This window comes from Longibaculum muris, assembly GCF_004343035.1.
Taxonomy (GTDB): domain Bacteria; phylum Bacillota_I; class Bacilli_A; order Erysipelotrichales; family Coprobacillaceae; genus Longibaculum; species Longibaculum muris.
Map to the genome: position 1 here is coordinate 342,950 of NZ_SMCQ01000001.1, position 22,880 is coordinate 365,829.

Consider the following 22,880-nt stretch of genomic DNA (forward strand, 5'->3'; position numbering starts at 1 on the left):
AGGTGGCTATATGGGTAAAACAACAACAGAAATGAAACTTGTCGAAGTTTCAAAGCTTATTCCTTATGTCAATAATGCAAGAACCCACTCTGCCGAACAAGTAATGAAACTTCGTTCTTCTCTTCGTGAGTTTGGTTTTATCAATCCGGTTATCATTGATAGAGAATTAAATGTTATTGCAGGTCATGGAAGAATCATCGCTGCAAAAGAGGAAGGAATCAAAGAAGTACCATGTGTGTTTGTTGATTATTTAACTGAAGCACAAAAGAAAGCATACATCTTGGCAGATAACCGAATGGCGATGGATGCAGGTTGGGATGAAGAATTACTTCGTATTGAGATTGAATCTTTACAAGGTGAGGATTTTAATATTGCCTTAACCGGATTTGATGAAAATGACTTAGCTGAGTTATTTGGAAATGATGATACTACTGATGTGGAGGATGATGATTATGATTTATCTGAGGCATTGGAAAAAGCAGCATTTGTCAAACGAGGAGATGTTTGGACTGTTGGAAGACACAGACTTATGTGTGGTGATGCTACAAGCGAAGAAGATGTATCTACTCTAATGGATGGAAAGAAAGCAAATCTTGTTTTAACCGATCCACCATACAATGTAGCATTTGAAAGTTCAGATGGTCTTTCGATTAAAAATGACAAAATGAAAAGTGATAAGTTTTATGAATTTTTGCTTTCTGCATTTAAAAATATGGCAAACCATTTGGAAAAAGGTGGTGCTGCATATGTGTTCCATGCAGATACTGAAGGACTTAATTTTAGAAAAGCATTCATTGATGCCGGATTTCATTTGTCCGGATGTTGCATTTGGGTAAAAAACTCACTTGTCTTAGGACGTTCTGATTATCAGTGGCAGCATGAGCCGGTCCTTTATGGTTTCCTTCAAAATGGAAAACACTACTGGAGCAAGAATGCAGGAAGAAGTCAAACTACAATATGGAATTTTGATAAGCCAAAGAAAAATCAAAATCATCCAACTTCTAAGCCATTAGATTTGCTTGCTTATCCGATAGGAAATTCTAGTCAGGAAAATGCAATCGTTATTGATACATTCGGTGGTAGCGGTTCTACTTTAATGACCTGTGAAAAGACAAATCGTATTTGCTATACGATGGAACTTGATGAAAAATATGCATCAGTAATCCTTAGAAGATATGTAGAAGATACAGGCAATAGTGATGATGTCTTTGTTATTAGAAATGGTGAGAAAATTCCATACTCTGCTTTAGTAAAAGAAGTTGAGGATGGTGATGAGAAAAATGAATAAATTAACACTAGGAAGTCTATTTGATGGTTCAGGTGGATTTCCATTAGGAGGCTTGATTTCCGGTATTACCACATTGTGGGCATCGGAAATTGAGCCTTTTCCTATTAGAGTAACAACGAAAAGAATGCCGTTTGTAAAACACTATGGTGACATTTCTAAAATGAATGGAGGAGAAATAGAGCCGGTTGATATTATCACATTTGGTAGTCCCTGCCAGGATATGAGTATTGCAGGAAAAAGAGATGGCCTTTCTGGTTCTCGCTCTAGCCTTTTCTATGAGGCAATACGAATCATTAAAGAAATGAGGTGTAAAACAAATGGGAAATATCCAAGATTTATCGTTTGGGAAAACGTGCCAGGAGCATTCAGTTCCAACAAAGGAGATGACTTCAAAGCAGTTCTCGAAGAAATCTGCAAAATCAAAGATGAATCATTGTCAGTGCCTAAACCTACAAAGTGGAACAATGCAGGAAAAATCATGGGAGATGATTTCTCAGTCGCTTGGCGAGTGTTTGATGCTCAATTTTGGGGAGTTCCCCAGAGAAGAAGACGTATCTACCTTGTCGCAGATTTTGGAGGTTTCAGTTCCGGAAAAATATTATTTGAGTCAGAAGGCTTGTCTGGGTATTCTAAAAAGAGCATTTCTTCGTGGAAAAACTCTGCCACCACTTTTGGAGAAAGCACTGAAAATACAATCATCAGCATAGATGGTTATAACGGCTCAATTGATAAAGTTACATCTACATTAGGTGTGAACTGTGGTATGTCAACAGGCAGAAATGGAGTAATGTTTGAAAATCATGGTCAAGATACCAGATTCAAAGAATTAGAAGAAATAGCACCTACTGTGCTTTCAACTTATGGTACAGGTGGAAACAATCAACCTTTTGTTGTTTCGAATGTGAAAAGTTTTGATGTGAGATTAACTTCGGAAGGGACAAAAAATGCTCGTGCTAATGTATATGAAACTGATGTATCTCGAACTCTTGATACAGGAGGAACTACTCCTGATAGGAATCAAGGTGGTGTTGCAGTCGTTTCTTATGGAGTTGGCAGACCTGCTATGAATCAAGGATATAATGCAAAGTTCAGTTTCCAAGTTGAAGAAGAAGTTGAACCTACCATTGTGGCAGCCGGTGCTAGTGGTGTTGCTCATCCTGTGTATAGTTCAAGCAAGGCATCTTTTTTCACTTTGGCTGAAGAAGAAAAAGCGAACACATTGGTAGCTACTGATTATAAAGATCCTCCGATAGTAAATGAACCTCAATATATCGTTAGAAGGTTGACTCCAACAGAATGTGCAAGACTGCAAGGCTTCCCTGATTGGTGGTGCAGTGAACTTGAAACAGAAAACCCTACTGATGAAGAGATTAGTTTTTGGAGAGAAGCATTTGAAACACACCGATTAGTAATTGGTAAAAGTACAAAACCAAAATCAGATAATCAAATTATGAAATGGCTAAAAAATCCTCACAGTGATTCAGCAGAATACAAGATGTGGGGAAATGGTGTGGCACTTCCAAATGTAGTATTTGTCTTATCCGGAATCGTATGGGCTACACAATTAGAAGAGTGAGTTTTCCCTTTTATTTCGTACACATTATTATGTGAATTAACTTGCTATTTACTCCCTTTAGAGTGATATATGTAGTACCAAGAAAAGGAGGTGTCATAAGGATGGTAGCAAAGAAAGGTTTAGATGCAATCACAAAAAGAACCTTAGAACTTTGGTACAAAGTAAATGAAAAGTATGGAGAGCATATTTATACCCTTGCAGTAAATGGAAATGACAAAGTTGTTCTTTCAAAGGGGTATTGTGAAACCATCGCACTTGGTACTACCGAGGTAAACAAAACACTCAAAGAATTGTTAAAAACAAAGGGAGGACAAAATCATGATTGTTAATTATCACGCAGTGGATCGTAAAGCATTAGTCAAAGAGATTTCAAACATTACAGATGTTAAAGCAGTATATAAATATATGCCAACTTGTGCTTACGAAATTGATTATTTTACTATTACAAAAGAAGGTAATTTAGAATTTGAAGACAGTGCAGATAGTGAAGAAGTTGAAAACTTGCTTGAGGAACTTGCAAAAAGAGGCTTTATTCCAGAGTCCAATGAAGAAATCGTAGAAATAGAAAAAGACCCACACAGCGAAAACGTGGAGCTTACGGTTGCTATTCCAAAGCATGAAGTGAGCATTGATAAATTAGATTCCTTACTTGATGCAAAGAGAGATTTAATTCAGAAAGCCTTGGGATGTGAACATCTTGAATATGAAATAGGTGCATATGAGGTGAGATTTCCTTGGTTTGAAGAAATCAATCCAGATGAGGCAATATCTTATACTAAATTCATCGAAGCATTATGTAAAATGACGATGAAACAAAAACGCATCAATGCTACAGAAAAAGCAGTAACCAATGAAAAGTATGCATTTAGATGTTTCCTTTTGCGATTAGGATTCATTGGAGATGAATATAAAGCAGACAGAAAAGTTTTACTTAAAAACTTAAGTGGTTCTTCAGCATTTAAAGATGGTGCAAAAAAGGAGGGCAATACAGATGAGATTTCCAAGTAAAGAAATTGTTGAGATGGTAAGAAAACAGTATCCAATAGGAACGAGGGTTGAACTTACCAAGATGGATGACATCCAAGCACCACCGATTGGAACAAAAGGTACAGTTATTGGTGTTGATGATACGGCAAGCATTATGGTTACCTGGGATAACGGATGTGGTTTGAATGTTGTTTATGGTGAAGACTCCTGTAGAAAGATTGAGGGTTAGAACTATGGATCAAAAGATAAAGGAGCAGATACTTCACATAAGAGATACAGGTCTTACGAATATGTTTGATATTTACATGGTTCAAAGACTTGCGTATGAAAATGACTTCTATGAAGTAGTAAACTTCATCGAGGAAAATAAAGAAGAATATGTGCATTTTATCCTTTATGGAGATGACTAAAAGTTATCAAAAAACACATTTTTTCTCGATATATGACTTGCTATTATGTGCTTTTAGAGTGATATATAGTGTAACAAAAGAAAGGCACAGGTGAACGAAATGAAGGAAATTAGAAGATTTGAAGAAGCAATGGCAAACCCTGAAAATAAAGGAAAAACATTTGATGAGCTTGGAATTAACCACACAACATTCAGAGCTTACAGAGATTGCATGGAAGTTGGAAACGAACTTATCGATTTCAACGATGTGATTTGGGAAAGAGATATCCCAGCAATTGCAGAAACCTTAAGAGCAGAAGAAATTAATGAATTTACAATCAGCTCAACATTTTCTGGATTGATTGAAACCCTAGCAGAATTTGAAAAGTACGGCATCACAATGAACGGACTTACAAAAGTTAATGCAAGATACACAGATTGGAGTACTGGAAAATACAAGAAGATTCCGGCAATCAAGATGATAGTAAAGGAGGCATAAACAATGTGGAGCGAAGGAACGATTGGAATTCCAACTGAAAATGGAAAATACAAAAGCGTTAGATATTGGGTGAAACATTATGAAGAATCTAGCGAAGATTATGGAATTGATGGAGGCAAGATTTCAAAGTTAACTCTTCGAATGGATGGAGAAGAAATTGCCAATTACGATAGGGGTTGGAATATCAAACCAACTTGTGAAGAAGCAGAATACGCACTTGCGATTTTATTGAAAGAATACAATTGAGACAAAATCAATAGTAATTGCAGAGTATGGAGCCATAAGGCTCTGTATCTCGTATATGGAAATGGTGGTCACTTGTAGGTGGCTTTTTATTTTGCCTTGGAGGTGATTATTATTCGAAAACTAAAGAAATATGTACCGACAAAGTTTATGGCAGATACTTCTTACTACAGTAAAGACATGGCAGATTTTGCCGTCAGTTTTATTGAGCAACTTTGTCATACAAAAGGAACATGGGCAGGAAAGAAATTTGAACTTATAGATTGGCAAGAACAAATTATAAGGGATTTATTTGGTGTCCTAAAACCAAATGGATATCGCCAGTTTAATACAGCATATATTGAGATTCCTAAGAAACAAGGAAAATCAGAACTTGCAGCTGCCGTGGCACTGCTTCTTCTCTGTGGTGATGGAGAGGAACGTGCGGAAGTATACGGATGTGCAGCAGACAGAAATCAGGCAAAAATTGTATTTGATGTAGCAGTTGATATGGTGAAATTTTCTCCCGCACTGATGAAGAGAGTAAAAATTCTCGAATCACAGAAGAAGATTATATATAAGCCAACCAACAGTTCTTATCAAGTGCTTTCTGCAGATGTAGCAAACAAGCACGGCTTTAATACTCATGGGGTTATCTTTGATGAACTTCATACTCAGCCGAATCGAAAACTATATGATGTAATGACTCAAGGAAGTGGTGATGCAAGAATGCAGCCACTTTATTTTCTTATTACAACAGCCGGAAATGATACCAATTCTATCTGTTATGAGATACATCAAAAAGCACTTGATATCGCAGCAGGAAGAAAAATAGACCCTACATTTTATTCGGTAATTTATGGTGCTGACGAATCCGAGGATTGGACAGATCCCAAAGTATGGGAGAAAGCAAATCCATCACTTGGTATTACAGTAGCAATGGAAAAAGTAAAGGCAGCTTGTGACAGTGCAAAACAGAATCCAGGAGAAGAGAATTCTTTCAGGCAGTTAAGACTTAATCAATGGGTAAAACAGTCGATTCGCTGGATGCCAATGGAAAAATGGGATATGTGCAAGGAAGAAATCAGAGATGATGATTTACTTGGGCGTGTTTGTTATGGTGGACTCGACTTATCATCGACAACAGATATTACTGCTTTTGTTTTAGTTTTCCCTCCAACTGACGAAGATGATAAATATATCGTTCTTCCATATTTTTGGGTTCCGGAAGATACCCTAGAACTCCGTGTTAGAAAAGACCATGTTCCTTATGATTTATGGGAGAAAAAAGGTTATCTGCAAACAACGGAAGGAAATGTTGTACATTATGGCTTCATTGAAAAGTTTATTGAAGAGCTAGGAGATAAATACAACATTCGTGAGATTGCATTCGATAGATGGGGTGCTGTTCAGATGGTTCAAAACCTAGAAGGTATGGGATTTACTGTTGTTCCATTCGGACAAGGGTTTAAAGATATGTCCCCACCTACTAAAGAATTAATGAAACTAGTCCTTGAGAGAAAAGTTGCTCATGATGGTCATCCTGTTCTTCGATGGAATATGGATAACATTTATATTCGAACAGATCCGGCAGGGAACATTAAAGCCGATAAAGAAAAATCCACAGAGAAAATTGATGGTGCAATTGCAACCATTATGGCACTTGATAGAGCCATTCGCTGTGGAAATGAAATATCTGAATCAGTTTATGATACAAGAGGGTTACTTGTGTTTTAACTACAAGTTTCTAATTTTTATGGAGGAATTATATGAATATATTTTCTGGATTATTTAAAACTAGAGATGCACCTAAGAACAGAACTAGTGGTAGTGCATACTCGTTTTTTATGGGAGCGAGTACCGCTGGGAAAAATGTAAATGAAAGAAGTGCTATGCAGATGACTGCAGTTTATGCGTGTGTAAGGATTCTTTCAGAGGCAATCGCGGGACTACCTCTTCATCTTTATAGATATAACGATGGTGGAGGAAAGGAGAAAGCAATCAACCATAATTTATATAAAATTATTCATGATGAACCAAACCCGGAAATGACAAGCTTTGTGTTTCGAGAAACACTCATGACACACTTGCTTTTGTGGGGCAATGCTTATGCTCAAATTATCAGAAATGGTAAGGGTGAGATTATTGCACTCTACCCCTTAATGCCAAATCGAATGAAAGTCGATAGAGATGAACATGGCGCTTTATATTATGAGTATATGGTAAGTCAAGATGATGCGCCAACAAATAAAGGTTCATCAGTTAAGCTATCACCTGATGAAGTAATGCATATTCCAGGACTTGGATTTGATGGATTAGTAGGTTATTCTCCGATTGCAATGGCTAAAAATGCGATTGGTCTTGCCATTGCTGCAGAAGAGTATGGATCTAAGTTCTATGCAAATGGTGCAGCACCCTCCGGTGTTCTTGAACATCCGGGGACTTTAAAAGACCCATCGAAAGTAAGAGATAGTTGGTCGCAGACTTTTGGAGGAAGTTCAAACTCCCATAAGGTTGCTGTGCTTGAAGAAGGAATGAAGTATACACCGATTTCTATTTCTCCAAATGAGGCACAGTTTTTAGAAACAAGAAAATTTCAAATAGATGAGATTGCTCGAATTTTCAGAGTCCCGCCTCATATGGTCGGTGACCTTGAAAAGTCGAGCTTTTCTAATATTGAGCAACAATCTCTTGAGTTTGTTAAATACACGCTTGACCCTTGGGTTTCAAGATGGGAACAAAATATGTGTCGTTCTTTACTAAACAACAACGAGAAGAAAGAATACTTTATAAAGTTTAATGTAGATGGATTACTTCGCGGTGATTATCAAAGCCGTATGAATGGATATGCCACAGCAAGACAGAATGGATGGATGTCAGCAAATGATATAAGAGAACTAGAAAATCTCGATAGAATCCCAGCAAAACTTGGCGGTGATTTGTATCTCATTAATGGCAACATGACGAAGCTTCAAGATGCCGGCATATTTGCAAATAATCCTAAAACATTAAATGAAGAGGAGGAAGAAAATGAAGAACAAGAAATTTTGGAACTTCAAGAATCGAAAGATTCAAAACCAAGAAAACGAAGAAGTAACAGAGAGAATTCTTGAACTTTACGGCACGATAGCTGAAGAGTCATGGTTCGATGATGATGTTACTCCCAAACTTTTCAAGGAAGAGTTAAATTCCGGAAGTGGAGATATCACCGTTTGGATTAATTCACCTGGTGGAGATTGTGTAGCCGCTGCTCAAATCTACAATATGCTTACTGATTATAAAGGAAATGTAACAGTAAAAATTGATGGTATTGCAGCTAGTGCAGCGTCAGTCGTTGCGATGGCAGGGAATAAAGTGCTTATGTCACCAGTATCCATGATGATGATTCACAATCCTGCTACATTTGCATTTGGTGATCACGCTGAAATGCAAAAAGCGATGGCAATGTTAGATGAAGTTAAAGAATCAATTATCAATGCCTATGTTATTAAAACGGGTTTATCTAGGTCAAAGTTAAGTCATTTGATGGATGCAGAAACTTGGATGAATGCAAACATGGCCATTGAACTTGGATTTGCTGATGACATGATTACAAAAACTGAACAAGAAAAAGAAAGCATTGAAGGTCTAAACAATATGACAGATTCAATGCTTTTTTCACGCACTGCTATCAGTAATACACTCCAAAACAAATTAGAAAAACACTATGGGGTGTCAAAAGAAGATGTAACAAAACAAGCAGAAATCAAAGTTCTTGAAGTAAAAGGAACTTCTGCTAGTGAACTCAAAGAACGTTTAAATTTCATGAAACGATTTATTTAAGGAGGAAAAAAATCATGACTATTAAAGAACTTATTGAGAAAAGAGCAAAGGTATGGGAAACAGCAAAGAACTTTGTTGAAACCCATGAAAAAGAAGGTGTTTTATCTGAAGAAGATACAATGACCTATAACAAAATGGAAAAAGAAATTGAAGATTTGACGATGTCTATCGAACGTCAGCAACGTGCATTAGATAGAGAGCATGAACTTAGTAAACCTATGAATTCTCCAATTACAGGAAAACCTTATGTGCCTGAAATGGACGATAAGAAAATGACAGGTGTGAAGTCAAAAGAATATAAAAATGCAATGCTTTCTGCTATGCGTTCTAACTTCCGTAATGTAAGCAATATCTTGCAAGAAGGTGTAGATGGCGATGGCGGTTATTTAGTACCTGAAGAGTACGATAAGCGTTTGATTGATGTGCTTGAAGGAGAAAACATCATGCGTGGTCTTGCTACAACCATCACTACTTCTGGTTTGCATAAGATTAATATTGCAGCTACAAAACCAGCGGCTGCATGGATTGAGGAAGGCGGGGCACTTACTTTTGGGGATGCGACTTTCGACCAGATTTATCTTGATGCGTATAAGCTTCATGTTGCAATTAAAGTAACTGAGGAGCTACTTTATGATAATGCATTCGGTCTTGAAAATTATATTATCACGCAGTTTGGTAAGGCGCTTGCAAATGCCGAGGAAGATGCATTCTTAAACGGCGATGGTACAGGAAAGCCTACAGGTATTTTCGCAGAAACCGGCGGTGGTCAAGTTGTTAGTACATTAACTGCAGCAATTAAGTCAGATGATTTGATTGATTTGGTATATGGACTTAAGAGACCTTATCGTAAAAATGCGTCTTTCATCATGAACGATGCTACTCTTGCTTCACTTAGAAAGTTAAAGGATAACAACGGGGCATATATTTGGCAGCCATCATATAAAGAAGGAGAACCAGACAGGGTGCTTGGTTATGCAGTTCATACTTCTTCTTTTGCACCTGAAAATGCGATTGCTTTTGGTGATTACAGTTACTACAACATCGGTGATCGTGGTTCTCGCTCATTCGCAGAACTTAGAGAGTTGTTCGCTGGTAACGGTATGATTGGTTATGTAGCAAAAGAAAGAGTCGATGGAAAGCTTGTACTTCCAGAAGCAGTTAAGATTTTGAAGTTGAAATCTGAATAATAATTTAAGGCAGTGTTGTTATGTGATGGCACTGCCTACATTTATTGAAATGAGGTGATGATAGTGATAGTTGATTTAGAAGAAATGAAAGGTTATCTAAGAGTTGATTTTAATGATGATGACTTATTAATCGAAGAATTTATTACTACAGGAGAAAACCTCTGTGCGGATATAGCAAGATTATCTGTAGATAAACTGTCTGATATTCCATCTTCTAAGATTGCGGTGATGTATGCAGTTGCTTACTTGTATGAACATAGAGAATATGCTGACCATCATGCACTAACATTGTCACTTCGAAGCCTGCTTGAAGGAATACGAAGGAGTGAGTTTTGATGGATATTGCATTACTTAATGTTCGTATCACTTTTCAGAAAAATGAAGTAGTAGTTGATGATATCGGCAATCACAGAAATGCTTGGACTGATATTTATTCTTGCTATGCAACTGTTAATGGCGAGGGTGGTTCTGAGAAGTTTTCTGCAGGAGTTCTTGTAGAAGATTCTGATATTTCTTTCACCACTCGATACTGTAACATCCTATCAAACATGGAAACTACTAAAAATAGAATCATTTTTGATAATGAGGCATACAACATCATATCCATTGACCACATGAACTTTAAAAAGAAATCTCTGAAATTTAAATGCAAGAAAGTGAGAAATGATGGCGACTAAGATTGATAACCTAGCCAAAGAAATTATGGATGGCTTAAAAGAATATGCAGATTTAGCAACTGATGATGTAAAGAAAGCAGTCAGAAAAGCTGGTAACTCAGTAAGAAAAGATATCTCTGAATCAGCTCCTAAGGATACTGGTAAGTATGCAAAGTCATGGACTGTTAAGAAAACTAAAGAAACATCAAACTCTCTAGAAGTAACAGTTCATTCAAAGAATAGGTATCAGCTTGCACATCTTTTGGAGCATGGGCATGCTAAACGAGGTGGTGGAAGAGTGTCTGCAAGACCACATATTGCGAAAGCAGAGGAGTCAGCAATTGAGGTTTTTGAAAAAGAAATAGATAAAGCACTCGGAGGTAGATGATGGAAGAAGTTATAAAAATCTTAAAAGAGATAGACATTCCTTTTGCTTATGATCACTTTGCAGAGGGAGAAAGTCCATCTCCACCTTTTATATGCTATTTAACACTGGGTACAGATAACTTTGCTGCTGACGGAATAGCATATTTAAAAGTAAATGAAATCAATATTGAACTTTATACCGATTTTAAGGACTTGTCGGTAGAAAGGAAAGTGGAATCTGTGCTTGATAGGTTTGGTATTTACTACGAGAAACTTGAAACATGGATTGATAGTGAAAAGTTATTTGAAGTCCTATATTCATTTGAAATGGAGGCTTAAAATTTATGGGTAATAAAATTAAATATAACCTTAAAAATGTCCACGCTGCAAAACTTACAAAAGCAGAGGATGGAACATATACTTATGAAACACCAAAAGCAATTCCGGGTGCTGTTAGTATCAGTTTAGATGCTGAAGGGGATACTTCTCCGTTTTATGCAGATGGAATTGTTTATTTTAGAAGTGTATCAAACAATGGATACAGTGGTGATCTTGAAATGGCACTTATTCCTGAATGGTTTAGAACTGAGATTTTAAAAGAGGAACTTGATAAGAATGGTGTACTAGTTGAAAATGCTACAGTAGCGGAAATGGAAAAATTCGCACTGCTATTTGAGTTTGATGGAGATGTTAGATGTATTCGTCATGTCTTATATAACTGCACTGCATCTCGTCCATCTATTGAATCTGAAACAAAGGAAGATACGATTGAGCCGGGAACGGAAACACTATCACTTACGGCAGATCCAAGAGAAGATGGCCTTGTTAAGAGTAGAACAGGTGATTCTACAAGCGAATCTACTTACGCTGAGTGGTATAAATCAGTATATATTCCTCAAGCTCAAGAAGTCGTTCAAGCGTTAAGTAGGAAAGTAGCAGGAGGTGTTAAGGGTGCTTAAGAAAACAATTAATGTTGGTGGTAAGGAAGTAGTATTTCGCTCATCTGCTACAATTCCTCGTCTTTATCGTGCTAAGTTCAAACGTGATATTTTTAAGGATTTGGCAAAACTTGAAAAGTCATATGAGGGAGCACAGGCAGAGGGCGAAGAATTTGCGATTGATGATTTAGAGATTTTTGAAAATGTGGCTTACATCATGGCATATCATGCTGACCATACAATTCCTGCAGATATTGATGAATGGTTAGACCAGTTTGATATGTTCTCAATTTATGAGGTATTACCGGAGATTCTTGCTCTTTGGGGTACAAATCTTATAACAGATATTGACTCTAAAAAAAACTTAAAAAAAGTAGCAGGGAAATGACAACCCCACTATTCCTCTTGCGAAGTTTAGAGATAGGCTTATCTATTCATGATTTAGATTATTTAACCATTGGCATGGTTATGGATATTTGGACAGAGAAAGCTAATGACTCTGTTAAGTATGAAAATTTAGCTACGCAAGAGGATTTTGATAAGTTTTAATTACTAATGACTTTTCTGAAAATTTTAATTACAATTGTTGTTATAAGAAATAAAGACAAACAAAATTTAGGAGGTTCATTAATGTTGTTAACTTACCATGATATATATCAATTTAATTTAGATTTATTTGATACAGTAACCACCAAATATGGGTACACTGATAAAGGTTGGAAAATATTTAAAGAGTATTATAAGGATCCTGATGGGTATGCGCTAGATTCTAGTGGATTTAAAGAAGTTGATCATATAATTTGTACTGTGGATGCATTAATATCAAAAAACAGAATTTATGAACACGTAGGTTTTAATGATAATTTCATTGATGAATATATTATTAGCAGACAAACGCCAATTATGTTTTTTCCAAAAGAAAAAGGTGGAATCAATACATCTAGGTATTCAACTTTTGGAGACAGAATAGACTATTTTCTTTTCGATTTAAAACTGTATTGCAATGATGAAAAATGTAAAATGGAGTCAACCTATGAATTACCAAATACAAATTTATGGATTAATTCATTTAATAAGGATTTCAGTAAAATTATAGATTGGCTTGATATTAAAGGGATATTTGTCACTGATAATTATGATGTGCTCGATTTAGAAAAGAATGATGGTTCTATAATTGAGGAACATAAGGATAACTATTCTAAAAAATGGACAGATTCTTACTATCAAACAGTTAAAAAGAAAATAGAAGATTTCAACAAAAACAAATAAAAATTAGATATATTTTTTAGCATCAATTTGAAAAGGTTGGGGCTTTTTCTATGCTCGGTTATACCGGGCTTTTTTTATGCAATTTTTTAAGGAGGTATCAGCCAATGGCAAACAGAATCAAAGGTATCACTGTTGAAATCGGTGGCGATACCACTAAACTTCAAACAGCTTTAAAGGGTGTAAATGGTCAGATTAAAAACACACAGTCTGCCCTTAGGGATGTAGAAAAACTTTTAAAGCTAGACCCTACAAACACAAACTTACTTACTCAAAAACAAAAGTTATTAACTCAGGCAATTGGTGATACAAAAGAAAAACTAGCTACTTTGAAAGTTGCAGCCCAACAAGCAAATGAGCAACTTCAAAAAGGAGAAATCAGTCAGTCGCAATACGATGCACTGCAAAGAGAAATCATTGAAACTGAGGCAGAACTTAAAAAGCTAGAATCACAAGCTTCAAAGACAAATCAAACACTGACTAAAATCGGTGATGTGGGTACTAAGTTTGAAAATGCAGGAAACAGCATAACCAATGTTGGTAAAAAAGCATCTGTTGCTTCTGCTGCAGTAACCACTATGGGTGTGGCATCTGTAAAAACAGCTGCTGACTTTGAATCTTCAATGAGCCAAGTTCAAGCAACAATGGGTATTACCAAAGATTCCATGTCTGAAGTTAATGGGCAATCTGTCAATACGATGGACACATTAAATGATCTTGCTAAAACAATGGGTGCTAAAACAGCTTATTCTGCAAGCGAATGCGCAGAGGCTTTAAACTACTTAGCACTTGCCGGATATGACACTCAACAGATGGTTGATACGCTTCCTACTGTTTTAAATTTGGCAGCAGCCGGTAATATTGATTTAGCTAGTGCATCTGATATGGTCACTGACGCAATGTCAGCTCTTGGAATGGAAGTATCTGATGCAGATAAGATGGTAGACCAGATGGCTAAAACTGCATCTACTACTAATACATCTGTCGGACAGTTAGGAGAAGGGATCCTTACTATTGGTGCAACTGCTAAAACAGTAAAAGGCGGCACTGCAGAATTAAATACTGCACTTGGAATTTTAGCTAACAATGGTATTAAAGGTGCTGAGGGTGGTACTCATCTTCGTAACGTTATCTTATCGCTTCAAAATCCAACGGATAAAGCAACTTCCCTAATGAAATCTCTTGGTGTGGAGGTTTATGATAGTCAAGGTAATATGCGTAGCCTAAATGATATTTTAGGTGATTTAAATAAGAGTATGGATGGAATGACGGCTGCTGAAAAATCAAATATCATCAGTCAGATTTTCAATAAAACAGACCTTGCATCTGTAAATGCACTGCTTGGAAATACCGGAGATACTTGGAGCAGCCTTCAAAAGAAGATAGAAGAAAGTGGTGGTGTTGCACAGAAGATGGCAGACACCCAGCTTGATAACCTTCATGGTCAACTTACTATTTTAAAGTCGGCAGTTGAGGGATTTGCAATCTCAATCGGTGAAGCACTTATGCCAATGATAAAAAGCATCGTTTCTAAAATTCAAGGCTTTGTAGATTGGCTAAATAACCTTGATGATGGAACAAGACAAGTGATAGTAAAGATAGGACTATTCGTTGCTGCTCTTGGTCCACTTCTTTTGATACTTGGAAGTGTGATTTCAAAAATCGGCGTAAGTATACAGACGTTTAGTAAGCTTGGACTTAAAATCAGTGAACTTGTAGCAAATGCCGGAGGTGTATCTGGTGTAATGGCAAAAGTAGGAACAGCTATTGGTGGAATATCTGCTCCTATGATTGCTGTGGTGGCGGTGATAGGAACATTGATCGCTGCATTTATTCATCTTTGGAAAACGAATGAAGAATTTAGAGATAACATTATCGCTATCTGGAATCGAATAAAAGAAATCTTTACTGGTTTTGCTCAAGGTATTACTGATAGATTAAATGCTTTAGGGTTTGATTTTGAAAACTTCAAAGAAGTTGTATCTGCAATTTGGAATGGTTTATGTGAGTTTCTTGCGCCTGTGTTTGAGGGTGTTTTCTCTCAGATTGCCAATGCGCTAGAAGAAACTCTTGGAATTATTACAAGCATCTTAGATGTATTTATTGGTATTTTCACAGGCAATTGGTCACAGCTTTGGGAAGGAGTAAAAGGAATATTTAGTTCCGTTTGGGAATTTATCAAGAATACTTTTACAATTTGTATGAATACAATTCGAGGTATTGCTGATGTCGTTCTAGGTTGGTTCGGTACGTCTTGGAATGAAATATGGATTGGGATTAAGGATTTCTTTGTTGGCATTTGGACAGGCATCTCTACTTTTTTTGTAAATCTTTGGGAAGGAATAAAAAATACTGTACAAACTGCCATTATGTTTATTGGTTCAATCCTTCAAGGAGCATTTGATATCATCACATTGCCATTTCGGTTCATTTGGGAGAATTGTAAAGAAATCGTCATCTCTGTGTGGGATACAATCAAATCCAAAGTAACCACAGCTATTGATGCAGTATCTAACACGATAACTACAGTTTTAAATAGCATAAAAATGGTATTCACTACTATTTGGGAATCGATAAAAATTGTTGTTACTACCGTTCTTGATTCGATTAAATCCGTAATTACTACCGCTTTTACTGCAATACAGACTTTTGCTACTACCGTTTGGAATGGAATCAAGACAGCTATCATTACACCGATTAATGCTGTAAAAACAACAGTAACAACTGTATTTAATTCTGTGAAGTCAATGATGTCGAGAGTATTTAATAGCATTAAAAGTACTGCAACATCAGTATGGAATGGGATAAAAACGGCAATAGTTACTCCAATTGAAAAAGCAAGAGATACGATTAAAGGAATCGTAGATAAAATCAAAGGGTTCTTCAGCAGTATGAAAATATCTCTTCCGCATATTAAATTGCCACATTTCAAAGTTTCAGGAAAGCTATCTATTATGCCACCATCAGTTCCAAAGCTATCGATTGATTGGTACAAGGAAGGTGGTATTATGACTCGTCCTACAATCTTTGGAATGAACGGTTCTTCCCTTATGGCAGGAGGAGAAGCCGGTGCAGAGGCAATTCTTCCTCTTTCTGGTTTCTATAAACAGTTAGAGTCTATGATTTCAAGTCACCTTAATACAGGCGTGATGGAAAAGTATCTATCAATTATTGCAGATAACAGTAGTAAAGGAATCTATCTTGAAGATGGAACTTTGGTTGGTCATTTACTTCCTGCTCTTGATGAGGGACTTGGTAATAAACAAAAACTCACAAGGAGGCTTTCATTATGATACCGGATATTTATATTAATGATATATCTGTAATTAGTATGGGTTGGATAAGAGAAAAAATAGAATTTCCCATTCCAAAAGCACAAACAGAAACTGTCATCGTACCTGGTAGAAATTCTCCAATTAGATTTAATGAAGCTCTTGGTTCTGTATCGTTTGAACCGAGAGCTTTTACTATTATTTTATCTATGCTAGGAACTAGAAAAAACTTTGATAGCGAAGTGTTATTAATGGCTAATAAATATAATGGTAAACTCTGTCGCATTAAAACCAGTGAAGAGCCGAATCTTTACTGCATTGGGACGTTGAACCTTAATTCATCGTATGAACCATTAATTTCTAAAGGACAGCTTGTAATTGAATGTATGGATGGTGATAGCTACCGATATCATGCAGAACCTACTGAAGTAATACAAACAGGGAATGGAACGATAAATCTTAAAAATGATTTTATGCCGGTAGTTCCAACTATCATCACTACATCAGAAACAGTATTGAAATGGAAGGTTGGAGAAGATAGCTTTCATAAAACATTAAGTTCTGGCACTTGGGTGATTCCGGAATTTGAACTACATTATGGAAGCAACTCCATTTCTATTGAAACCACAGGAACAGTTAGTTTCTCATACAGGGAGGGCTGTCTATGAGTGATTTTAAAGTATATGTCGATGGAAATATCTTTTATCATCCTAATTTATCCAAACTTGCTATTTTGGAGGCACAGATAAAAGAAGATGCAGAAAATATCGACTCATTCACATTATCAGCACCATTTAATCATCCTTATTTAAATTTGGTAAAACCTATGTCATCGGTTATTACTTGTAAATACGGAAGTGAAACTATTTTTGAAGGGCGAGCACTTGATGATGGCAGTGATTTTCATAATTCACATACTTGGGTATGTGAGGGTACTCTTTCTTATTTGAATGACACTGTTCAACCACCTTTTGAATACAAGGGAACACTCAAAGGATTACTAGAATATTTTATTTCTGCTCATAACAAAAATGTAGAAGATAAAAAGAAATTTACTGTTGGAACAGTAACTGTAGAAGATAATAACGATTATATTTCTTATTCAAATTCTGAGTTCTCAGTAACTCTAGATGCCATTAAAAAGAAACTGATTGATACTCATGGTGGATATCTAAAAGTTCGTTATACCGAAAATGGTAAATTTTTAGATTACCTTGATGATTTTAAAACAAAGTCATTACAAAAAGTAGAATATGGAAAAAATCTGCTTGATGTGGAAATAACAAGAGATCATATGCAACGAGTCAGTGCTTTGATTCCACTTGGTGCAAGAAAGAAAATCATTGATGAAGAAGGAGTAGAAACTGAATCGAATGAGAGAGTTGATATTACAGGAGTCAACGAAGGTAAGAACTATATCTATGACGAAGATACAGTAAATGAAATCGGATGGATTTGGGCATCGGAAGTTTGGGAGAATGTAACAGTTCCAGGTAATCTTTTAAGTAAAGCTAGGACTAGACTTTCTAATTTAATTCAAGGAATTACTAGCATTAAGCTAACTATTGTGGACGAATCAGAAACGGGAGCCAATATTGGAAGTATCCATGCTGGGATGTATGTCGAGTGTGTTTCAAATCCACATGGAATTAATGGAACATACCTTTGTTTATCAAGAACAAGGGATTATTTAAAGCCATCCGGTAATACAATCACCATTGGTGCTAGTGGAGTAACGCTTTCTGACATTGCTGTAAAAAATGATAAAAACCTATCTGCTCTTGAAGATGAATTTTTCTCTAAAACTGAAAAATTGGATTCAATTAACGATAAGCTGACTGAGTTTGATGGAACAGTTCAAGATGTAGGTGCTTTGAAAGAACAAATTCATAGCTGTTTTTCTGAGATAACCAAGACTTCTAATCAGATATTAAGTATCGTTCATGATACCTATATTGATAAGACAGAGCTTGAAAGTATTCAAAAAGATTTCCAAACAAGTATCACTCAAAACAGTACGGAAATCAGAATGGATTTTACTGCTGTTACTGATGAGATTAAAAACAATGTGGCAATGAACCAACAGTTATTGGAAGAGTATATTCGTTTCAAAGGAGCACTGATTGAGCTTGGAAGAATTGGTAATGCGTTCACTGCTGAACTATCTAATGAGGAACTTGCCTTTAAGGAAAATGGGCAAAAAATAGCCTATATCTCAAATAACAGCTTAGTTATCACCAATGCAGAAATAAGAAACAAATTATCTTTAGGAAATGAATCAAGGGGATGGTTTGATTTTATTCCAAGAACATCAGGAAATCTTTCTGTAGTGTGGAGAAATTCGGAAACAAGATAGGAGGTAATGTATGGCATCATCAGGAAGTATAACAACAAATGAAAAAGAAGGCAGATCCATTACTCTTTCATGGTCGCAAACTAGTCAAAGCGTTGCAAATAACACCACTACGATTGCTTGGACTTTAAAAGGATCTGGTTCTGCCGGTGGTGGAAGTTGGGTAATGTCGGGTGCTTTTAAAGCGGTTATTAATGGTAAAACAGTATACTCAAGCGACACACGAATTCAACTTAAAAAGGACCAAGTTATTGCATCTGGAAGTACAACAATCACGCACAACGCTGACGGAACTAAATCATTCAGTTTGAGTTGTGAAGCCGGTGTTTATACATATGCGGTAAGTGTAAGAGCTAGTGGAACACATACTTTAAATACAATACCAAGAGCCTCGTCAATATCAATGGCAAGCAGCACGATGGGAAGTGCATCTACTATTAGTATTTCTCGTGCATCAAGTTCTTTTACTCACACTTTGACTTATGCTTTTGGAAATGCTAAAGGTACGATTGTTTCAAAGACAACTGCTACTTCTGTATCTTGGACGCCGCCGCTTACACTTGCTCAGCAAATACCAAGTTCTATTTCTGGCAAAGTGACAATTACTTGTACAACTTATAGTGGAAGTACAAGCGTTGGTTCAAAAAGCATTACAGTATCACTTAAAATACCGGATTCAATGAAACCTAGTCTATCCAGTGTTACAGCTACTCGAGTTGATGGAGATGTTCCATCTAGCTGGGGCATCTATGTGCAAGGAAAATCAAAAGTAACACTTACAATTAATGGTGCAACGGGCATTCAAGGTTCAACAATTAGTTCATATAGTATTAGTGGAGGTGGATTTAGTTCTACCTCTTCTTCTTTTACCACAGGTTTTTTAAATACTACTGGAACAATAACCTTTACCGCTAAAGTTACTGACTCAAGAGGTAGAGTATCGGATGCAAAGACGATTTCAATAACAGTAATTGCTTATAGTCCACCTGTTATATCTTCTTATTCATCGCAAAGGTGTAATAGTGCAGGTGTACTTTTGGATGATGGAACTTATGTAAAAGGATTAGTATCATTTAGTTATTCTTCTTGTAGTAGCAAGAATACAATAACTACTTCAGTGTATTACAAAAAATCAACAGAGAGTTCTTGGATTAATGCAAATAAGGTTTTTTCGAGTGGATCATCATTTGTATTTGGCGGAAGTATTTCATCTGAGTATTCTTACGATATTAAGTACACAATATCGGATGCTTTTATTTCAGTATCAATAACAGATACTATTTCAACTGCATCTGTACTTATGGATTATAAAGCGGGTGGTAAAGGAATCGCCATTGGAAAGGTTGCCGAGTATGATAATACTTTTGAAATTTCTGAAAAATGGGATTTTAGAGTTCGTGGCAAAAAAATAATTGATTATATTTATCCGATAGGGAGTATTTATCTATCAGTTAATTCAACAAATCCTACTACTTTGTTTGGTGGTACTTGGGTACAGTTAAAGGATAGATTTTTACTTGGTGCTGGAAACACTTATGGAAATGGTGCTATTGGTGGAGAAACGACAGTTACACTTTCAACTGCTCAGTTACCTTCGCATACTCATTCAATATCAGGAACAACATCAAGTGAAGGAAATCATAGACACAATGTTGTTGCTAATTTTTCTAATGGATCAGGTTCAGATAGTGCATATACATATCATGAGAATAGATCAGCAACTACAACTCGTTATACAAGTTATGCAGGAACACATACCCATTCAATAAACGGGACTGCTCAAGCTACTGGCTCAGGTTCAGCGCATAACAATATGCCACCATATTTAGTAGTTTATATGTGGAAAAGAACAAATTAATAAAGTTATATAAGGCGATTGTCCAATAAGGATGGTCGCTTTTTCTATATCAAAAATTCTTGAAAAGGAGGAACAAATTTATGAAGGAATTTTGGAATGTAATTCAACTTGTATTTACAGGAATTGGAGGATGGCTTGGGTATTTTCTAGGTGGGTGCGATGGTTTGGTTTTCGCACTTTTATTATTTGTAGTCATCGATTACATCACTGGAGTGATGTGTGCAGTAGCCGATAAGAAATTATCTAGTGCTGTCGGATTTAAGGGCATCTGCAGAAAGGTGCTTATTTTCTTACTTGTCGGAATTGCAAACATTCTTGATGTAGAGGTTATCGGTACGGGCAGTGTTCTTAGGACAGCTGTTATCTTCTTCTACATTTCAAATGAAGGTGTGAGCCTTCTTGAAAATGCAGGTCACTTGGGACTTCCAATTCCAGTAAAAATCAAAGCAGTTTTAGAACAGCTCCATGATAGAGCAGAAAGTGAGGAATAATTTATGTCAAATAGCAATTTAGTATCTTTTACAAGACTTAGTCCTAATCATTCAGGAAGAAGAACTCACGCCATTGATCGTATTACACCGCACTGTGTGGTAGGTCAATGCAGCGTTGAAACTTTAGGTAATATCTTTGCTCCTACATCAAGAGAAGCAAGCTGTAACTATGGAATTGGTGTTGACGGAAGAATTGGAATGTATGTAGAAGAAAAGAATCGTTCCTGGTGTTCTTCTTCAAATTCAAATGACCAAAGAGCAGTAACAATCGAATGTGCATCAGATACAAAACATCCTTATTGGATGAATGATAAAGTCTATTCTACCCTTATTAAACTTTGTGTCGATATCTGTAGGAGAAATGGAAAGAAGAAGCTTCTTTGGTTTGGTGATAAGAATAAGTCGCTGAATTATTCACCAAAGTCAGATGAAATGGTACTTACTGTACACAAATGGTTTGCCAGCAAATCCTGTCCTGGTGATTGGCTTTATTCCAGACTTGGTGACCTTGCCAAACAAGTAACAGCAGAGCTAGGTGGTTCTTCTGTTGCACCAAGTAAAGGTTTATACAGAGTCAGAAAATCTTGGTCCGATTCTAAATCGCAAGTAGGTGCTTTTAGTGTTTTAGAAAATGCGAAAAGATGTGCTGATTCCCACAAAGGATACAGTGTATTTGATGAACGAGGTATTTTGGTCTACCCTAGAACAAATAAAAAATCTATTGATGAACTTGCAAGAGAAGTTATCAAAGGTTTATGGGGTAATGGATTTGACAGAAAAAACAGATTGACTTCTGCAGGTTATAATTATGATGCTGTTCAAAACAGAGTTAATGAATTGTTATATGGTTCAACAAAGAAATCTATTGATACAATTGCCAGAGAAGTAATTCGTGGTGATTGGGGAAATGGAACGGATAGGAAGAAACGATTAATCGCAGCTGGATATGACTATAATGCAGTCCAAAGACGAGTAAATGAAATATTGAGTTAGTGTGTATGCCCGTAGGAGATTTTGTTCTCTTACGGGTCTTTTTTTGTTTTAGGGGTAAAAATCGAGATGTTTTCTTTGCCTGTTACTTAGGAGGTGTTTTTACTTATGAACGATATTCAAAAAACACAAATTACTTCTATGAGGGCAAAGGGAGCAGGATATAAGTCCATAGCAAAAGAATTAGGTATTTCTGAAAATACCATCAAATCGTATTGCAGAAGAAATAATCTAACTAGTACTGATGAAATAAAGGTGATTAAGGATAACAAGGTATTTTGTAAAAATTGCGGTGTAGTAGTTAGTCAAAATGACAAAAGAAAAATGAAACAGTTTTGTTCAGATAAATGTAGAATGGCATGGTGGAATTCTCATAGAGATAGGGTTAAACATAAAAAAGTAACAGTTAAAGCATGTCCATATTGCCATAAAGAGTTCGAGGTTTATGGAAATTCAGATAAGAAATATTGTTCTCATGATTGCTATGTTGCCGACAGATTTGGAGGTGGCAGGCGATGAGTAAAGAAGAACTTAACAGTGAAAAACTCTATCTTGCCACTATGAGTATGGTAAAGAAAATGCTTGATGATGGGATTGTATCAAAAGAGGAATACATCATAATTGATACAAAAATGAAAGAAAAATACGGACCAACTTTTGCTACATTATTTGCCGATATAGACTTGATAAATTAAGGCTTTAGAGTGATATATGTACTGAA

Annotated in this window: 27 protein-coding genes; all 27 read left to right on the forward strand. The window is 36.2% G+C overall.

Annotated features, from left to right (window positions below; translation table 11 throughout):
- Positions 1–10: 10 nt before the first annotated feature.
- The 27 genes from EDD60_RS01655 to EDD60_RS01785 all read left to right on the forward strand — a co-directional run bounded on the left by EDD60_RS01655 (position 11) and on the right by EDD60_RS01785 (position 22,854).
- On the forward strand, positions 11–1,288 hold the full coding sequence (locus EDD60_RS01655; RefSeq protein WP_132226152.1) for a site-specific DNA-methyltransferase: 1,278 nt from the start codon (positions 11–13) through the stop codon (positions 1,286–1,288).
- The gene (locus EDD60_RS01660; RefSeq protein ID WP_132226153.1) at positions 1,281–2,864 is read left to right on the forward strand and encodes a DNA cytosine methyltransferase; all 1,584 of its coding nucleotides are present in this window, start codon (positions 1,281–1,283) and stop codon (positions 2,862–2,864) included. The genes EDD60_RS01655 and EDD60_RS01660 overlap by 8 nt, the downstream gene beginning before the upstream one ends.
- A gap of 101 nt (positions 2,865–2,965) precedes the next feature.
- On the forward strand, positions 2,966–3,193 hold the full coding sequence (locus EDD60_RS01665; protein ID WP_132226154.1) for a hypothetical protein: 228 nt from the start codon (positions 2,966–2,968) through the stop codon (positions 3,191–3,193).
- On the forward strand, positions 3,183–3,872 hold the full coding sequence (locus EDD60_RS01670) for a virulence protein (RefSeq protein WP_132226155.1): 690 nt from the start codon (positions 3,183–3,185) through the stop codon (positions 3,870–3,872). Before EDD60_RS01665 ends, EDD60_RS01670 begins: the two co-directional genes overlap by 11 nt.
- Positions 3,856–4,080 carry a DUF4314 domain-containing protein gene (locus EDD60_RS01675; protein WP_132226156.1) on the forward strand — a complete coding sequence of 75 codons (225 nt, stop codon included), beginning with the start codon at positions 3,856–3,858 and terminating at the stop codon, positions 4,078–4,080. The genes EDD60_RS01670 and EDD60_RS01675 overlap by 17 nt, the downstream gene beginning before the upstream one ends.
- 4 nt (positions 4,081–4,084) lie before the next feature.
- On the forward strand, positions 4,085–4,261 hold the full coding sequence (locus EDD60_RS01680; RefSeq protein ID WP_132226157.1) for a DUF5049 domain-containing protein: 177 nt from the start codon (positions 4,085–4,087) through the stop codon (positions 4,259–4,261).
- Positions 4,262–4,360: 99 nt separating this feature from the next.
- Positions 4,361–4,738: a DUF7698 family protein gene (locus EDD60_RS01685; RefSeq protein WP_132226158.1), complete on the forward strand. Its 378-nt coding sequence runs from the start codon at positions 4,361–4,363 to the stop codon at positions 4,736–4,738.
- A gap of 3 nt (positions 4,739–4,741) precedes the next feature.
- The gene (locus EDD60_RS01690) at positions 4,742–4,984 is read left to right on the forward strand and encodes a DUF7678 domain-containing protein (RefSeq protein ID WP_132226159.1); all 243 of its coding nucleotides are present in this window, start codon (positions 4,742–4,744) and stop codon (positions 4,982–4,984) included.
- Positions 4,985–5,062: 78 nt separating this feature from the next.
- Positions 5,063–6,697, forward strand: a complete 1,635-nt coding sequence (locus EDD60_RS01695; RefSeq protein WP_243646603.1) for a terminase large subunit — start codon at positions 5,063–5,065, stop codon at positions 6,695–6,697.
- A gap of 32 nt (positions 6,698–6,729) precedes the next feature.
- Positions 6,730–8,073 carry a phage portal protein gene (locus EDD60_RS01700; RefSeq protein WP_132226160.1) on the forward strand — a complete coding sequence of 448 codons (1,344 nt, stop codon included), beginning with the start codon at positions 6,730–6,732 and terminating at the stop codon, positions 8,071–8,073.
- Positions 7,991–8,782, forward strand: coding sequence for a head maturation protease, ClpP-related (locus EDD60_RS01705; RefSeq protein WP_207905273.1), 792 nt, complete (start codon positions 7,991–7,993; stop codon positions 8,780–8,782). Before EDD60_RS01700 ends, EDD60_RS01705 begins: the two co-directional genes overlap by 83 nt.
- 14 nt (positions 8,783–8,796) lie before the next feature.
- Positions 8,797–9,969 (forward strand): phage major capsid protein, encoded by a 1,173-nt coding sequence (locus EDD60_RS01710; protein WP_132226162.1) that lies wholly within the window; start codon positions 8,797–8,799, stop codon positions 9,967–9,969.
- A gap of 63 nt (positions 9,970–10,032) precedes the next feature.
- On the forward strand, positions 10,033–10,305 hold the full coding sequence (locus tag EDD60_RS01715) for a head-tail connector protein (RefSeq protein WP_132226190.1): 273 nt from the start codon (positions 10,033–10,035) through the stop codon (positions 10,303–10,305).
- Entirely contained in the window at positions 10,305–10,646 is a 342-nt protein-coding gene (locus EDD60_RS01720) for a phage head closure protein (RefSeq protein WP_132226163.1), read from the forward strand. The genes EDD60_RS01715 and EDD60_RS01720 overlap by 1 nt, the downstream gene beginning before the upstream one ends.
- Positions 10,636–11,013, forward strand: coding sequence for an HK97 gp10 family phage protein (locus tag EDD60_RS01725; protein ID WP_207905274.1), 378 nt, complete (start codon positions 10,636–10,638; stop codon positions 11,011–11,013). Before EDD60_RS01720 ends, EDD60_RS01725 begins: the two co-directional genes overlap by 11 nt.
- Positions 11,013–11,330 carry a hypothetical protein gene (locus EDD60_RS01730; RefSeq protein WP_132226165.1) on the forward strand — a complete coding sequence of 106 codons (318 nt, stop codon included), beginning with the start codon at positions 11,013–11,015 and terminating at the stop codon, positions 11,328–11,330. The genes EDD60_RS01725 and EDD60_RS01730 overlap by 1 nt, the downstream gene beginning before the upstream one ends.
- 5 nt (positions 11,331–11,335) lie before the next feature.
- Entirely contained in the window at positions 11,336–11,950 is a 615-nt protein-coding gene (locus EDD60_RS01735) for a major tail protein (RefSeq protein ID WP_132226166.1), read from the forward strand.
- Positions 11,943–12,317, forward strand: coding sequence for a hypothetical protein (locus EDD60_RS01740; RefSeq protein WP_132226167.1), 375 nt, complete (start codon positions 11,943–11,945; stop codon positions 12,315–12,317). Before EDD60_RS01735 ends, EDD60_RS01740 begins: the two co-directional genes overlap by 8 nt.
- 242 nt (positions 12,318–12,559) lie before the next feature.
- Entirely contained in the window at positions 12,560–13,198 is a 639-nt protein-coding gene (locus tag EDD60_RS01745; protein ID WP_132226168.1) for a hypothetical protein, read from the forward strand.
- A 104-nt stretch (positions 13,199–13,302) separates the two neighbouring features.
- Positions 13,303–16,488: a phage tail tape measure protein gene (locus EDD60_RS01750; RefSeq protein WP_132226169.1), complete on the forward strand. Its 3,186-nt coding sequence runs from the start codon at positions 13,303–13,305 to the stop codon at positions 16,486–16,488.
- Positions 16,485–17,135 carry a hypothetical protein gene (locus EDD60_RS01755; protein WP_132226170.1) on the forward strand — a complete coding sequence of 217 codons (651 nt, stop codon included), beginning with the start codon at positions 16,485–16,487 and terminating at the stop codon, positions 17,133–17,135. Before EDD60_RS01750 ends, EDD60_RS01755 begins: the two co-directional genes overlap by 4 nt.
- On the forward strand, positions 17,132–18,823 hold the full coding sequence (locus EDD60_RS01760; protein WP_132226171.1) for a phage tail protein: 1,692 nt from the start codon (positions 17,132–17,134) through the stop codon (positions 18,821–18,823). The genes EDD60_RS01755 and EDD60_RS01760 overlap by 4 nt, the downstream gene beginning before the upstream one ends.
- A 10-nt stretch (positions 18,824–18,833) precedes the next feature.
- Positions 18,834–20,678: a DUF859 family phage minor structural protein gene (locus tag EDD60_RS01765; RefSeq protein ID WP_132226172.1), complete on the forward strand. Its 1,845-nt coding sequence runs from the start codon at positions 18,834–18,836 to the stop codon at positions 20,676–20,678.
- Between the two features lie 80 nt (positions 20,679–20,758).
- The gene (locus EDD60_RS01770) at positions 20,759–21,169 is read left to right on the forward strand and encodes a phage holin family protein (protein ID WP_132226173.1); all 411 of its coding nucleotides are present in this window, start codon (positions 20,759–20,761) and stop codon (positions 21,167–21,169) included.
- Positions 21,170–21,172: 3 nt separating this feature from the next.
- Positions 21,173–22,162, forward strand: coding sequence for an N-acetylmuramoyl-L-alanine amidase (locus tag EDD60_RS01775; RefSeq protein WP_132226174.1), 990 nt, complete (start codon positions 21,173–21,175; stop codon positions 22,160–22,162).
- A 105-nt stretch (positions 22,163–22,267) separates the two neighbouring features.
- A complete protein-coding gene (locus EDD60_RS01780; RefSeq protein WP_132226175.1) occupies positions 22,268–22,678 on the forward strand; it encodes a LuxR C-terminal-related transcriptional regulator in 411 nt (136 codons plus the stop codon).
- Positions 22,675–22,854 carry an SHOCT domain-containing protein gene (locus tag EDD60_RS01785; protein WP_132226176.1) on the forward strand — a complete coding sequence of 60 codons (180 nt, stop codon included), beginning with the start codon at positions 22,675–22,677 and terminating at the stop codon, positions 22,852–22,854. The genes EDD60_RS01780 and EDD60_RS01785 overlap by 4 nt, the downstream gene beginning before the upstream one ends.
- Positions 22,855–22,880: the final 26 nt, after the last annotated feature.

Coding starts and splice junctions, on each gene's coding strand:
- EDD60_RS01745 (WP_132226168.1), top strand. CDS start 12,560: ATGTTGTTAACTTACCATGATATATATCAATTTAATTTAGATTTATTT.
- EDD60_RS01780 (WP_132226175.1), top strand. CDS start 22,268: ATGAACGATATTCAAAAAACACAAATTACTTCTATGAGGGCAAAGGGA.
- EDD60_RS01665 (WP_132226154.1), top strand. CDS start 2,966: ATGGTAGCAAAGAAAGGTTTAGATGCAATCACAAAAAGAACCTTAGAA.
- EDD60_RS01725 (WP_207905274.1), top strand. CDS start 10,636: ATGGCGACTAAGATTGATAACCTAGCCAAAGAAATTATGGATGGCTTA.
- EDD60_RS01700 (WP_132226160.1), top strand. CDS start 6,730: ATGAATATATTTTCTGGATTATTTAAAACTAGAGATGCACCTAAGAAC.
- EDD60_RS01670 (WP_132226155.1), top strand. CDS start 3,183: ATGATTGTTAATTATCACGCAGTGGATCGTAAAGCATTAGTCAAAGAG.
- EDD60_RS01655 (WP_132226152.1), top strand. CDS start 11: ATGGGTAAAACAACAACAGAAATGAAACTTGTCGAAGTTTCAAAGCTT.
- EDD60_RS01705 (WP_207905273.1), top strand. CDS start 7,991: ATGAAGAACAAGAAATTTTGGAACTTCAAGAATCGAAAGATTCAAAAC.
- EDD60_RS01730 (WP_132226165.1), top strand. CDS start 11,013: ATGGAAGAAGTTATAAAAATCTTAAAAGAGATAGACATTCCTTTTGCT.
- EDD60_RS01720 (WP_132226163.1), top strand. CDS start 10,305: ATGGATATTGCATTACTTAATGTTCGTATCACTTTTCAGAAAAATGAA.
- EDD60_RS01710 (WP_132226162.1), top strand. CDS start 8,797: ATGACTATTAAAGAACTTATTGAGAAAAGAGCAAAGGTATGGGAAACA.
- EDD60_RS01750 (WP_132226169.1), top strand. CDS start 13,303: ATGGCAAACAGAATCAAAGGTATCACTGTTGAAATCGGTGGCGATACC.
- EDD60_RS01770 (WP_132226173.1), top strand. CDS start 20,759: ATGAAGGAATTTTGGAATGTAATTCAACTTGTATTTACAGGAATTGGA.
- EDD60_RS01755 (WP_132226170.1), top strand. CDS start 16,485: ATGATACCGGATATTTATATTAATGATATATCTGTAATTAGTATGGGT.
- EDD60_RS01680 (WP_132226157.1), top strand. CDS start 4,085: ATGGATCAAAAGATAAAGGAGCAGATACTTCACATAAGAGATACAGGT.
- EDD60_RS01760 (WP_132226171.1), top strand. CDS start 17,132: ATGAGTGATTTTAAAGTATATGTCGATGGAAATATCTTTTATCATCCT.
- EDD60_RS01765 (WP_132226172.1), top strand. CDS start 18,834: ATGGCATCATCAGGAAGTATAACAACAAATGAAAAAGAAGGCAGATCC.
- EDD60_RS01775 (WP_132226174.1), top strand. CDS start 21,173: ATGTCAAATAGCAATTTAGTATCTTTTACAAGACTTAGTCCTAATCAT.
- EDD60_RS01735 (WP_132226166.1), top strand. CDS start 11,336: ATGGGTAATAAAATTAAATATAACCTTAAAAATGTCCACGCTGCAAAA.
- EDD60_RS01690 (WP_132226159.1), top strand. CDS start 4,742: ATGTGGAGCGAAGGAACGATTGGAATTCCAACTGAAAATGGAAAATAC.
- EDD60_RS01675 (WP_132226156.1), top strand. CDS start 3,856: ATGAGATTTCCAAGTAAAGAAATTGTTGAGATGGTAAGAAAACAGTAT.
- EDD60_RS01660 (WP_132226153.1), top strand. CDS start 1,281: ATGAATAAATTAACACTAGGAAGTCTATTTGATGGTTCAGGTGGATTT.
- EDD60_RS01685 (WP_132226158.1), top strand. CDS start 4,361: ATGAAGGAAATTAGAAGATTTGAAGAAGCAATGGCAAACCCTGAAAAT.
- EDD60_RS01785 (WP_132226176.1), top strand. CDS start 22,675: ATGAGTAAAGAAGAACTTAACAGTGAAAAACTCTATCTTGCCACTATG.